This is a genomic window from Anaerophaga thermohalophila DSM 12881, assembly GCF_000191885.1.
Taxonomy (GTDB): Bacteria; Bacteroidota; Bacteroidia; order Bacteroidales; family Marinilabiliaceae; genus Anaerophaga; species Anaerophaga thermohalophila.
Map to the genome: position 1 here is coordinate 25,764 of NZ_AEWI01000211.1, position 13,200 is coordinate 38,963.

At 42.3% G+C, this 13,200-nt stretch carries 10 protein-coding genes; 8 read left to right on the forward strand and 2 right to left on the reverse strand.

What is annotated here, in order from left to right:
- Positions 1 to 16 precede the first annotated feature (16 nt).
- From ATH1_RS0118575 to ATH1_RS0118585, 3 genes are all read left to right on the forward strand, one after another.
- Entirely contained in the window at positions 17 to 1,225 is a 1,209-nt protein-coding gene (locus ATH1_RS0118575) for a DEAD/DEAH box helicase (protein ID WP_010425123.1), read from the forward strand.
- A gap of 79 nt (positions 1,226 to 1,304) precedes the next feature.
- Positions 1,305 to 3,425 (forward strand): Tex family protein, encoded by a 2,121-nt coding sequence (locus ATH1_RS0118580; protein WP_010425090.1) that lies wholly within the window; start codon positions 1,305 to 1,307, stop codon positions 3,423 to 3,425.
- 375 nt (positions 3,426 to 3,800) lie between these two features.
- Positions 3,801 to 4,742: a LysO family transporter gene (locus ATH1_RS0118585; RefSeq protein WP_010425091.1), complete on the forward strand. Its 942-nt coding sequence runs from the start codon at positions 3,801 to 3,803 to the stop codon at positions 4,740 to 4,742.
- Positions 4,743 to 4,889: 147 nt separating this feature from the next.
- Here the strand turns inward: ATH1_RS0118585 and ATH1_RS0118590 are convergent, their stop codons facing one another.
- Entirely contained in the window at positions 4,890 to 5,594 is a 705-nt protein-coding gene (locus tag ATH1_RS0118590) for an ABC transporter ATP-binding protein (RefSeq protein ID WP_010425093.1), read from the reverse strand.
- 354 nt (positions 5,595 to 5,948) lie between these two features.
- Complete coding sequence (locus ATH1_RS0118595) at positions 5,949 to 6,746, reverse strand: O-methyltransferase (protein WP_010425095.1); 798 nt, start codon at positions 6,744 to 6,746, stop codon at positions 5,949 to 5,951.
- 1,035 nt (positions 6,747 to 7,781) lie between these two features.
- Between ATH1_RS0118595 and ATH1_RS0118600 the strand changes: the two genes are divergently transcribed.
- The 5 genes from ATH1_RS0118600 to rsxC all read left to right on the forward strand — a co-directional run bounded on the left by ATH1_RS0118600 (position 7,782) and on the right by rsxC (position 13,143).
- A complete protein-coding gene (locus ATH1_RS0118600; protein WP_010424395.1) occupies positions 7,782 to 8,039 on the forward strand; it encodes a hypothetical protein in 258 nt (85 codons plus the stop codon).
- Positions 8,040 to 8,181: 142 nt separating this feature from the next.
- Positions 8,182 to 10,281 carry an ATP-dependent DNA helicase RecG gene (gene recG, locus ATH1_RS0118605; RefSeq protein ID WP_029164188.1) on the forward strand — a complete coding sequence of 700 codons (2,100 nt, stop codon included), beginning with the start codon at positions 8,182 to 8,184 and terminating at the stop codon, positions 10,279 to 10,281.
- A 193-nt stretch (positions 10,282 to 10,474) separates the two neighbouring features.
- Positions 10,475 to 10,897: a SoxR reducing system RseC family protein gene (locus tag ATH1_RS0118610; protein WP_029164189.1), complete on the forward strand. Its 423-nt coding sequence runs from the start codon at positions 10,475 to 10,477 to the stop codon at positions 10,895 to 10,897.
- A 4-nt stretch (positions 10,898 to 10,901) separates the two neighbouring features.
- The gene (locus tag ATH1_RS0118615) at positions 10,902 to 11,780 is read left to right on the forward strand and encodes a Fe-S cluster domain-containing protein (protein ID WP_010424402.1); all 879 of its coding nucleotides are present in this window, start codon (positions 10,902 to 10,904) and stop codon (positions 11,778 to 11,780) included.
- Between the two features lie 34 nt (positions 11,781 to 11,814).
- Positions 11,815 to 13,143: an electron transport complex subunit RsxC gene (rsxC, locus tag ATH1_RS0118620; RefSeq protein ID WP_010424404.1), complete on the forward strand. Its 1,329-nt coding sequence runs from the start codon at positions 11,815 to 11,817 to the stop codon at positions 13,141 to 13,143.
- Positions 13,144 to 13,200 lie beyond the last annotated feature (57 nt).

Sequence of the window (13,200 nt, forward strand, 5' to 3'; positions counted from 1 at the left end):
AAAATCATAAAATACATTGAAGTTTACGGAATTTAATTTTTCGGCTGAAGTCCTGGAAGGATTGGAAGCCATGCGATTTGATGATGCTACCCCTGTTCAGGAAGCAACCATTCCGGCAATCATGAGAGGTAAGGACCTCATTGCCTGTGCACAGACCGGGACAGGGAAAACAGCTGCATATCTGTTACCGATATTGAAACGGCAGGCTGTAAATCAGACACAAGGGCTGAACACGCTTGTTTTAGTACCCACCCGCGAACTGGCCATGCAGATCGACCAACAGATGGAAGGATTTGGTTACTTTCTGAATGTCACCTCCATAGCTGTATACGGTGGCAATGATGCCGGACTATGGAACAGGCAGAAGAATGCTCTTACAACCGGGGCCAATATCATCGTTGCCACTCCCGGCAGATTGATCCAGCACCTGAGCATGGGCTATGTAAAGATGGACACGCTTGAACATCTCATTCTGGATGAAGCTGACAGAATGTTGGACATGGGCTTTTATGAGGACATTATGCAAATTGTCTCCTACCTCCCTAAAAAGCGTCAAACATTGATGTTTTCGGCAACCATGCCGCCCAAAATCAGAAAGCTTGCCCGTGAACTGCTGTCCGACTACGAAGAAGTCAATATTTCTTTATCCAAGCCGGCCGAAGGTATCCTTCAGGCAGCCTACGTTGTCTATGAAAACCAGAAAATTCCTCTGGTCAACAATCTGTTAAAGGGAAAAGACCTGAAAAGCATTCTCATCTTTTCTTCCACGAAACAAAAAGTTAAAGATATTCAGCGGTCATTAAAACAAAACGGGCTTAATGCTCATGCCATACATTCTGACCTTGATCAGAAAGAACGCACCGAAGTAATGCGACAATTCAGGAACCGGAATATCCAAATTCTTGTGGCCACCGACATTATTGCCCGGGGTATCGATGTGGAAGGCATCGACCTGGTTATCAATTTTGATGTTCCCAATGATGCCGAAGATTATGTGCACCGTGTAGGACGAACCGCCCGCGCCTCCTCAACAGGTGTGGCATTGACCTTCATTACCGACAGGGATCAGCGGGATTTCAGAAATATTGAAGAATTAATCGAATCCACCATCATCAAAATGCCCCCTCCAGAAGAAATCGGTCAGGGGCCGGAGTACAATCCCGACAAAAAAGGCGGGAAAAGTTACCAAAAACGAAACTTCAGGAAAAAAGGAAAGAGACATTAAGAATTAATTAAGAATTATCCTACCCGGCCCTGAAGTAACGAAATGCAATGTTGTATCACTATCTAAAACTCTATAATTCATGCAATCCATCCCAAATCTGATAGCTGAACAAACAGGGATTTCTGCTCCCCAAATTCAAAACACACTGGAGCTTCTGGACGAAGGTGCTACCATTCCCTTCATCAGCCGCTACAGGAAGGAACGAACCGGCAGCCTCGACGAAGTAGCCATCGCCGCAATAAAGGAGTCGTACCACAAATTTAAGGAACTCGAAAAACGCAAAGCAACCATTCTGAAAACCATAGAAGAGCAGGATGCTTTGACTTCCGAACTAAAAGAACGTATCGAAAACTGTTACGACAGTACCGAACTTGAAGATATCTACCTTCCATACAAGCCCAAACGAAAAACACGTGCTTCAAAAGCCAAAGAGCTGGGACTTGAACCGCTTGCCAAAATCATTATGAAGCAGGCCGAAAAAGATGTGGAAAACCGTGCTACACAATTTCTCTCTGATGAAGTTCCCAATGTTGAGGCTGCCATTCAGGGTGCCAGAGATATCGTCGCCGAGTGGATCAACGAAAACAAGACCGCCAGAGAGATTGTGCGAAACACCTTTTATCACAAATCTTTAATTACTTCAAAACTCATTAAAGGAAAAGAAGAAGAGGGTGCAAAGTACCGCGACTATTTCGACTGGAGCGAACCACTGAAAAAATGCCCGTCACACCGCTTTCTGGCAATGCAACGAGGCGAAAAAGAAGGTATTCTGAAAATTTCAGCCCAACCCCCACAGGAAGAAATAATTCCCAGGCTGGAACATCTTTTCATCAAAGGAGATACGGCTGCTTCGAAACAAGTGGCTATGGCGATTGAAGATGCTTACAAAAGGTTACTGGCCCCTTCCCTCGAAAACGAAACGCTGGCTACTTTCAAGGATAAAGCGGACGAAGAGGCCATTAAAGTTTTCACAGAAAACCTCAGGCAGCTTCTCCTGGCACCTCCACTGGGTCAAAAACGTGTGCTCGCCATCGATCCCGGCTACAGGACAGGATGCAAAGTGGTTTGTCTGGATGCACAAGGCGAACTGCTGCACAATGAAACCATCTATCCACATCCTCCGCAAAAAGAAACCGGGAAATCGATGAAAAAACTCTCGTCGATGGTTGATGCTTATAATATAGAAGCTATCGCCATTGGTAACGGAACAGCCTCCCGTGAAACAGAAGCATTTGTCAGAAAAATAAAATTCAATCGCGATTTGCAGGTTTTCGTGGTCAGTGAAGACGGCGCCTCGGTATATAGTGCCAGCAAAGCCGCACGTGAAGAATTTCCCGATTTCGACGTCACTGTACGTGGTGCCGTGTCCATTGGAAGGCGCCTGATGGACCCATTGGCAGAACTGGTAAAAATCGATCCCAAATCCATCGGGGTGGGTCAGTACCAGCATGACGTAGACCAAACAAAACTTAAAGAAGCACTTGACAGAACAGTAGAATCGGTGGTTAATATGGTCGGCGTTAACCTTAATACTGCCAGTCATCACCTGCTCACTTACATTTCGGGCCTGGGCCCGGCACTGGCGAAAAGCATAGTAGCCTTTCGCAACGAACACGGCCCTTTCGAAAGTCGCAGTCAACTAAAAAAAGTGCCCCGCCTGGGCGCCAAAGCTTATGAGCAGGCTGCAGGTTTTCTGAGAATCAGCAATGCCAAAAACCCTTTGGACAATACAGCTGTCCACCCGGAATCCTATTCCATCGTTGAGAAAATGGCAAAAGATCTGAAATGTACTATTACGGACCTAATCAAAAACAAACATTTACGTGAACAAATCGATATTCAGAAGTATGTTACAGATACAACCGGACTACCAACATTGAAAGATATCATGGAAGAATTAGAAAAACCGGGGCGTGATCCGCGACAAACCATTAAAGTATTCGAGTTTGCAAAAGACGTTTTTTCTATAGAAGACCTTAAGCCCGGAATGGTTGTTCCGGGAATTGTTACCAACATCACCAATTTCGGCGCCTTTGTGGATGTTGGGGTTAAGCAAGACGGCCTGGTACATATTTCCCAAATGGCCGACAGATATATCTCAAATCCGGCCGATGTGGTAAAACTTCACCAGCATATAGAGGTTAAAGTGCTCGAGGTTGATGTGGCAAGAAAACGAATTCAGTTGTCGATGAAAATATGATTTCCTGCATATTATTAGATTTAGATAAAACACCTTATCCGGGGCTTATAAACTACCCCGATTTTTCGACTGAACTCGTAGGATTGTAGTTATACATCTTCTTTCATCCGTATAAAATTTATTTATTAAGGTCGGATGGAACTCGCATGCAAGAACTTATACATGTTCTGTTGTGGAAAACGTTGCCATGCTTGTTTCATCTTACATTTAATAAATTGTTACGGCTGTTAGAATTGTTAAAGTTGTTGATGTGTTAGTTGTTAGAATGTTATAAGTTTTATTACATTAGCTAACAATCCCAACAATCTAACAATTTAACAGCCCTAATAATCTAACAGTCCTAACAGTCCTAACAATTTTATAACAATTTTTGCCATGTTCATATCCTTTATTGTTATTGGTTTATTTGTTGTCGGGATTGTTGCAGGTTCGTTTTTCAGAGGCAATAAAAAATTCATAGCGCTGAACGAAAAGCTTGTCAGTATGGTTGTTTTCGCGCTATTGTTTTTTCTTGGCGTTTCGGTAGGGGCTGATACAAGAGTTATAAACAATATTTCAACGTTAGGCTGGAAAGCAATTGCTCTGAGTGGTGGAGCAATTTCAGGAAGTTTATTACTTTCGGCCATGGTATCTTCGTTTTTCACAAAAGATACAAATAAGGGTGGAAAACCTGACAGGGAAAATGAAAGAGTAATCTCAATAAAATTAATTCTGAATAACCAGAGCATCTGGATATTATTATTTTTTATTATCGGAATAACAGGCGCTTTGAATAAGATAGTGCCGGCATATTGGGGAAACAGTGCCGTATCCACTGCCATCTTATACATTATGATGATACTGGTAGGCGCAGGAATCGGCAGTGACCCCAGAGCACTGGAAATACTAAGAAGTACCAGGTTCCATATTCTGATTGTTCCTGTGGTAGTAATCGTTGGAAGTCTTACGGGAAGCCTGTTGATTTCATTTCTGACACCTGATATTAATGCCACTAACGGAATGGCAATCGGTGCCGGATTCGGATATTATTCATTGTCGGCAATCATAATCGGTAAAATAAGTGGAAATGAAATGGGGGTTATTGCATTACTGGCCAATATCTTCCGCGAAGTTTTTACGCTGGTAGCGGCGCCCTGGCTTGTCAGATGGTTCGGAAAACTCGGCGCCATTGTGTCGGGTGGAGCTACTGCCATGGATACCACTCTGCCGGTAATCATAAAAGCAACAGGAAAAGAGTTTGCAGTCATCAGCATTTTCAGCGGCATCGTGTTATCGATGCTTGTTCCTGTGCTGGTACCATTGCTGTTGGGAAATTAATCACAATTCCTCCCCCCCACGCCTTTTATGACCAGCCTTTACATTGCGGGTAAATTTTTACTACAAAAGGTCACAACAGAAAGCGTTTCAAATTCGTTTTTACGACAAGGCCACCTGCATTTCGAAAACAAACAGGATTTTTATTTATCAGGCCTGTACCTTTTCTTCATTCATTACATCGCTCTCTACAACGCCATCCCGCAAGCGAACTATACGCTCGGCATGCTTAGCAATATCTTCTTCGTGAGTTACAAGTACAATGGTATTTCCCTCGGCATGAATCCGATCGAACAGTCGCATTATATCGACAGAAGTCTTTGAATCGAGATTTCCGGTTGGTTCATCAGCCAGGATTAGAGACGGATGATTTACCAAAGCACGAGCAACGGCCACTCGTTGTCTTTGGCCGCCCGATAATTCATTAGGTTTATGAAGCATACGGTCGGCAAGACCAACATTTCGGAGCGCTTCTTCTCCCCTTTTATATCGTTCTTCCCTGGGAACACCAGCATAAATTAATGGTAAAACAACGTTTTCCAGAGCAGAATAACGAGATAACAAATTAAAGGTTTGAAAAACAAAGCCAATTTCACGATTTCTTATTTCAGCCAATTCATCATCACTCAAGTGGCTAACATCTGTTCCGTTTAAAACATATCGTCCCTTTGACGGCGTATCAAGCGCACCAATTAAATTCATCAATGTAGATTTCCCGGAACCCGAAGGGCCCATAATGGCGACATATTCACCCTTATCAATTGACAGTGTCACGCCATTCAGCGCTTTCACAACCTGAGTTCCAAGATGATAATGCTTGTGAAGGTCTTCTATTAAGATTACATTGCTGTTCATTGGTATAAAATTTATTCATTAAGGTCGAATGGAACTCGCATGCAAGAACTTATACATGTTCTGTTGTGGAAAACGTTATCATGCTCGTTTCATCCGTGTTCTTTATTCTGTTTAACATTTGCTATAAACATATAAGCCCTTCAGGTTCTGGCTCTGGTTCTGTTCACCTCATGTGATATAATTTGATCCCGACGGCGGTCAAATGTTTACAGAACATAATATATACATGAGTATCGGCTCCCGGAGGGTTGAATCATATTAGTTAGATATATACCTCACCTTTTGGTTTAATTCGTGTCTGTTCATATAGTACCATTTGCTGTGTTACGCTTGCCTGACAATGCCCCAATAACATTAAAACCGGACCATATAATGCTGTTTGGTACATTCTTTTCTGAAAAAGACAATACCTATCCTGTAAAAGTCGAGTGAGACTGTGACCTGAGGATGATATGAAATAATATGCCACGCCTCTTCCATCTCTTTATTCCAATGGATATCATCAAACACAAAGATGGTATTATTGTGCACTTTTTTCAGACATGTTTCAAAATACCCTAGTACACTATCCTTGCGGTGATCACCATCAAAGAAGACAAAATCAAGCCGGGGAAGCTGGTCTAAAACCTCTGGTAAAAGTTCTGCAAAAGAACCATTCCATACCCTGATGTTTGAGACTTCAACAATTTCAAATAATTGCTTTGCAATATCAGACAGCCGGGCATTACCTTCAATGGTAATGACACGGGAACGCGAATGGGGCAATGCTAACCAAAGTGTGCTAAGTCCGGTACCCGTGCCCAGTTCTATAATATTGCGCGCGTCAAAATAGTTGATCAATCTGAAAAGTATTTCCCCGAATTTCGGAGGGAGGCTTCCTTCCGAAACCAGTTGTTTTATTTTCTTCTGCTTTTTGTTTGACACAGAAGGCGCCCCAAGTGTATCGGTTTCAACAACTGTGTTGTTTTTTAAAAGCATCCTTCTGGCAGCATCAATTCTTTTAAAAGCATAAAACGGATATTTCTCCCCCACCAATTCTCTAACCAGAAAGAAAACAAAGGGCGAATGAATGCCATATCCCTTGCGATGTCCTGCAAAAAGAAAATATTTCAAGTAAGAACGAATCCTGAAAAAAAGAATACGGGTGTTCAATTTCTAATTTTATCTATTTAACAGATGTTGGTACATATTCTGGAACAAACATTTAAGCCATCATAAAAATGAAACTACAAATATGATTCATTTTTTGAAGCTAAACCAAATGTACGTTACTAAAAATCTTTACTCATTGCATATTGTTTGCCAATGAAACAAGCATGACAAGGTTTGCCTTAATAGATTATCAGATATAAGTAGCCATCAGGCAGAAGTTTAACAGGCAGAAGGCAGAAGTGATAAATTTTATCAGGAAATTTTCAGTCTATTTCGAAAATCAGCCTGATAAGCAACCATCTGGCACTTTAAAACAAATGATTGATATAGAGTTTTTTAGATTTTTTTAAGATGAAACGAGCATGGCAAAGATTGCCTTAATAGGTAATTAGGTAATTAGGTCATTAGGTAATTAGGTCATTAGATCATTAGATTGTTAGATTGTTAGATTGTTAGATTGTTAGATTGTTAGCTAATGTGATAAAACTTATAACATTCTAACAACTAACACATCAACAACTTTAACAATTCTAACAACCGTAACAATTTATTAAATGTGAGATGAAAGGAGCATGACAAGGTTTTTCACAATAAGAATATATAAGCACCATTTAACCTCTAATCATCTAAGAAACCAAAAACAGGCAACAGATTCTTCGTCGTTACCTCCTCAGAATGACATTAGACAGTCTGTCATTCTGAGCGGAGCGAAGAATCTACCATCAATTAAAGTATGATAAGTTCCATCAGACCAATAACTTATACTGATTTTATACGGATGAAAACTTAAAAACCACCACCACCAAAAGTCAGCAAAAACAAGCTTTCCAAACCAAAAAACAGACCATATTAATGCTCACAATTGTAATACAAAAGACATGAAACTTATATGATCATTAAATAAAATTCCGAATAGCTACAAATTTTTTCAAATGATCTTTGTCATGCAAAGAAGTTTTTTTATAACTTGCCATTCATTTAGACGTAACGTGGTCTTAATTTATCATTTATTCAAACCCAAAATTCATTTAAACTATGAAGAAAATTTTTTTATTATTAATGGTTGTAGGGCTTATGGCCTGTGCCGGTCAATCCGGGAAAGACAAACAATCAGAAGAAAAATCTGAGGCCATAGAAGCTACTCAGGAAGCAGTTGAAGAAAGTGCCGAAGCAGTTGAGGAAACTGCCGAAGAAGCTGTTGATGAAGCCGAAGCAGCTGCTGAAGAAGCAGAAAAAGCAGCCGAAGAAGTGAAAGAAGAGGTTGAAGAAGAAGTTGAAGAAATGCAGGAATAAGTTTTTAAGCTTTATTCTGTGAAAAAGGCTGTCTAAAAAGGCAGCCTTTTTTTAATCTGTTTCCTTCCGCAAAAAATTGAAGCAAAACTTTAATAAGTCATTTGTTTTGAATGAAGGATTGGCCTATTTTTGATGCTGTTTTATGTCAGACCTGGCCACACGAAATATTATGTATTTGCCGGGAGTCGGCCCCAAAAAGGCCGAAACCCTGAAAAAGGAACTTCAAATTACTTCCTTTGAGGACCTTTTGTACCATTTCCCTTATAAATATGTCGACCGGAGTCGCTTCTATTCAATCCGTGAAATAAACGGGGAAATGCCCTACGTCCAGGTAAGAGGAAAAATTACCTCCCTCAGAATGGTTGGCGATGGCAGAGGAAAAAGAATGGTCGGCACTTTTTCAGACGGAACCGGAACCCTTGAACTCGTTTGGTTTAAGGGTATCAAATATTTCAAAGAACAAATAAAACCCGGTCAGCCCTACATACTCTTCGGAAAGCCAACAGTTTTCAACAATACCATCAATGTAGTACACCCAGAGCTGGAAAAGGAACAACCCGGAAAAGTTCCTTTTTTCCAGGGACTTCAGCCTTTCTATAACACTACGGAGAAGATGAAGAACAATTATCTTACTTCCCGTACTATCTTTAAGCTGGTTCAAAATGTTTTTCACAATTATCAGTCTACAATTCCGGAAACACTGCCGGCTTCGGTAATCCAAAAGATGAAACTCATGAAACTGGACGAAGCCCTGAGATACATTCATCTTCCACCTGATGCCCAAACACTTCAGAAGGCTTCTTTTCGGTTGAAATTTGAGGAGCTTTTTTACATTCAGCTTAATATTCTCAGGCTGCGAAACCAGCGTACTTATAATATTAAAGGACATGTTTTTAAAAAGGTAGGCACCATCTTTAACCAGTTTTATAAACAGAACCTGCCGTTTGAACTCACCGAAGCCCAAAAAAGGGTTATCAAAGAGATGAGAAAAGATATGGGCAGCGGACATCAAATGAACCGCCTGTTACAAGGAGATGTGGGAAGTGGGAAAACACTGGTAGCATTGATGATCATGCTTATTGCCATAGATAACAACTTCCAGACTTGTCTTATGGCACCTACTGAAATCCTGGCCTCCCAGCATTTTGAAACCATAACGGAAATGCTTCGCGGGATAAATGTAAATATTGAATTGCTCACGGGTTCTACCCGAAAGTCTGACCGTAACAGGATACATGCATCGCTCCGGAACGGAACACTTGACATACTGATTGGTACACATGCGCTTATTGAGGATACCGTGCAATTTAAGAATCTGGGACTGGTTGTTATCGATGAACAACATCGCTTTGGGGTAGCTCAGCGTGCCAGGCTTTGGAAAAAAAACATATCTCCGCCACATGTTCTGGTCATGACGGCTACCCCGATTCCCCGCACTTTGGCCATGACCACTTATGGCGATCTGGATGTATCGGTCATCGATGAATTGCCGCCGGGCCGGAAACCGGTACAGACCATACATGTTTATCACAACAAACGACTTGGTGTCAATAAATTCATTCAGGAGCAAATCAATGCCGGAAGGCAGATATACATCGTGTATCCTTTAATTGAAGAATCGGAAAGCATGGATTTCAAGAACCTCACAGAAGGATATGAATATATCAAAGAAGTTTTCCCGAATCAGAAGGTCTCTATGGTACACGGCAAAATGAGACCGGCCGAAAAAGATGCCGCAATGCAGGAATTTGCTTCCGGAAGATCGAAAATACTGGTTTCAACAACCGTCATCGAGGTCGGTGTAAATGTGCCCAATGCATCCGTAATGGTCATAGAAAGTGCCGAACGATTCGGTCTGTCGCAGTTACACCAGCTGCGGGGCAGAGTTGGCAGAGGTGCCGAACAGAGTTATTGCATCCTGATGACCGGCTACAAACTCTCCAGGGAAACCAGAAAGCGAATGGAAATAATGACCCAAACCAACGATGGCTTCGAAATTGCAGAAGCCGATATGAAACTAAGGGGACCGGGCGACCTGGAAGGGACGCAACAATCGGGGCTGCCTTTTGAACTCAAAATTGCCAGCCTGACTAAAGATACACGTATTTTGCAAATGGCCAGAAATGTAGCACAAGACATCCTTGCTGACGATCCATTGTTAGAAAAATCTGAAAATGCTATTATGCAGCGACAGCTAAAAAAGCTCGCTCAGCAAAAAATGAACTGGGCAATGATTAGCTGATCAGATTTTATATACAGAAATTTTTCGTTAATATAAGTTCGTCTAAATTAGCCATTTCACACTTCTCTATCTGACAATCCAACAACTTGTTAAAAGTTATTTTAATTTGTTCTAAACAAAAAATACAAGCCTTCAACAGCCAATGTTCCCCAATTATATACATTTGTGCCCACAAAGGGGAAATAAAACCAACATGGCTGACAAATACCAGATAAAACACGAAGGCATTGTAGAAACAGCAGAAGGCGGCCATGCCCGGGTACGAATTCTGACTCAGTCAGCCTGTGCCTCATGCCATGCAAAAGGGGTGTGTACTGCCGCCGATCTTCAGGAAAAAATCATTGATGCTACCTGTGACAGACCTTACGCCACAGGCGACAAAGTAATACTTACAGGTAACAGCAAATCGGGCCTTCAGGCTGCATGGTGGGCATATATTCTTCCACTGTTTCTGATTTTGGGCACTTTAATCATCACGTTTTCTATCACCAGGAATGAAAATCTGACAGGCCTTTTGGCCCTTGGAATTTTAGTTCCTTATTATCTGATCATAAAGCTCCTCAATAAAAAGTTTTTTAAGACATTTTCTTTTACCATAAAACCATCTACGGAATAGTGTTATGAGTATTGTTTTGATAACCATAATAACGCTCGTGGGACTTGGTGCCCTTGCAGCCATCATTCTTTATCTGGCATCACAGAAATTTTATGTGTTTGAAGATCCCCGCATCAACCAGGTGGAAGAAGTTCTTCCGGCTGCCAACTGTGGGGGGTGCGGGTATCCGGGCTGCCGCGCTTTTGCAGAAGCTTTGGTAAAAGCCGATGATATTTCTGACTTGAATTGTCCCGTCGGAGGACCGGACGTCATGGCTAAAGTTGCTGAAATTTTAGGGAAAGAGGCCGGAAAGAGTAGCCCCCAGGTAGCGGTGGTCCGTTGTAACGGCACCTGCGAGCACAGGCCGCGAATCAATCAATACGAAGGAGCATCATCGTGTGTTGTTGCCACGGCCTTATACGGTGGCGAAACAGGTTGTTCTTACGGTTGTTACGGTCTTGGCGATTGTGTTGAATCCTGCGATTTTGATGCCATGTATATGGATGAAAAAACCGGTCTTCCCGTTATTATTGAAGACAAATGCGTGGCTTGCGGTGTCTGTGTTGATGCCTGTCCGAAGAACATAATTGAACTTCGAAAAAAGGGACCAAGAAACATGCGCATATATGTCAGTTGTGTTAACGAAGACAAAGGTTCAGTAGCAAGAAAATCATGCGAGGTGGCTTGTATCGGATGTACGAAATGTGTTAAAGTTTGTCCGTACGATGCCATCACCCTCGAAAACAACCTGGCATATATCCTTGACGACAAATGTAAGCTATGCAGAAAATGTGTGCCCGTATGCCCGACCAATTCCATTCTTGAAATAAATTTTCCTGCTCGCAAGAACAAACCTGTTGCGAAGAAAGCAGCGACAGAGAAAACTGAGGAAGAAAGTAAATAATTTATTGATCATCACTTAAAACTTATATACAACCGTGCTTAAAACATTCAAAACAGGAGGTGTTCATCCGGAAGAAAGAAAAATATCGGCCGGGAAAAACATTAAAATACCTCCCCTCCCAAAGAGAGTTGCGGTACCAACAACACAGCACATCGGTGCTCCGGCAAAACCGCTTGTTAAGAAGGGCGATATTGTTAAAACCGGTCAACTGATCGCCGCATCAGGTGGATTTGTCTCGGCCAATATCCATTCTCCCGTTTCAGGCAAAGTATTTAAAGCAGATGAAGTGGTGGATGCATCGGGCTACCGCAAACCCGCCATAATAATCGACACAGAAGGTGATGAATGGGACGAAAATATTGATCGTTCCGACAAACTCGTTAAAGAAATAGCCCTTTCGGGTGAAGAGATCATTAAAAAAACCGGAGAGATGGGAATCGTCGGAATGGGTGGAGCTACTTTTCCGACACATGTAAAGCTGTCTCCTCCTCCCGGGAAGAAATGCGAAATTTTGCTGATCAACGGTGTAGAATGTGAGCCGTACCTGACCAGCGACCATCGAATCATGCTGGAAAAAAGTGAAGAATTGATGGTAGGCATTCGCATTCTTATGAAGGCGCTCAAAGTTAACAAGGCTGTCATCGGTATAGAGAATAACAAACCCGATGCCATAGAGAAGCTGACCAATCTGGCAGCCAAAGAAGATGGCATTGAAGTGCAGCCTCTAAAGGTAAAATATCCGCAGGGTGGTGAAAAACAGCTTATCGATGCCGTCACAGGTCGTCAGGTTCCATCAGGAAAATTGCCTATTGAAGTAGGGGCAGTTGTTCATAATGTCGGAACTACTTTTGCCGTTTACGAAGCCATCCAGAAAAATAAACCACTCATTGAAAGAGTAGTAACGGTAACCGGCCCCGCTATATCTCAACCCTCCAACTTCCTTGTCAGAATAGGCACACCCGTCGGTCAGCTTATCGAGGCCGCCGGCGGTTTACCCGACAACACGGGCAAGGTAATCGGGGGCGGACCAATGATGGGGAAAGCGCTGGTAAATCTGGATGTTCCCGTTACCAAAGGAAGTTCCGGGATTTTAGTCTTGCCATACGAACAAGCACACAGGGCACCGGTAGAGAATTGCATACGTTGTAGTAAATGTATATCGGCATGTCCTATGGGGCTGGAGCCCTACCTGTTGATGATCGAAGCGGAGAAGAAACTCTGGGACAGGGCTGAAAGCGACAGCATAATGGACTGTATCGAATGCGGTTCGTGCAGTTTTACCTGTCCGGCACACAGGCCACTTCTCGATTACATCCGATTAGGAAAAGGGGAAGTAGGACAAATAATCAGAGCCCGTCTATAAAGTCGGGCAAAGTTGTAACAAATCATGTGTCTGTTCAGAAAGTGCCGGTTGCAAGGC

Coding starts and splice junctions, on each gene's coding strand:
- ATH1_RS0118580 (WP_010425090.1), top strand. CDS start 1,305: ATGCAATCCATCCCAAATCTGATAGCTGAACAAACAGGGATTTCTGCT.
- ATH1_RS0118585 (WP_010425091.1), top strand. CDS start 3,801: ATGTTCATATCCTTTATTGTTATTGGTTTATTTGTTGTCGGGATTGTT.
- ATH1_RS0118590 (WP_010425093.1), bottom strand. CDS start 5,594: ATGAACAGCAATGTAATCTTAATAGAAGACCTTCACAAGCATTATCAT.
- ATH1_RS0118600 (WP_010424395.1), top strand. CDS start 7,782: ATGAAGAAAATTTTTTTATTATTAATGGTTGTAGGGCTTATGGCCTGT.
- recG (WP_029164188.1), top strand. CDS start 8,182: ATGTCAGACCTGGCCACACGAAATATTATGTATTTGCCGGGAGTCGGC.
- ATH1_RS0118610 (WP_029164189.1), top strand. CDS start 10,475: ATGGCTGACAAATACCAGATAAAACACGAAGGCATTGTAGAAACAGCA.
- ATH1_RS0118615 (WP_010424402.1), top strand. CDS start 10,902: ATGAGTATTGTTTTGATAACCATAATAACGCTCGTGGGACTTGGTGCC.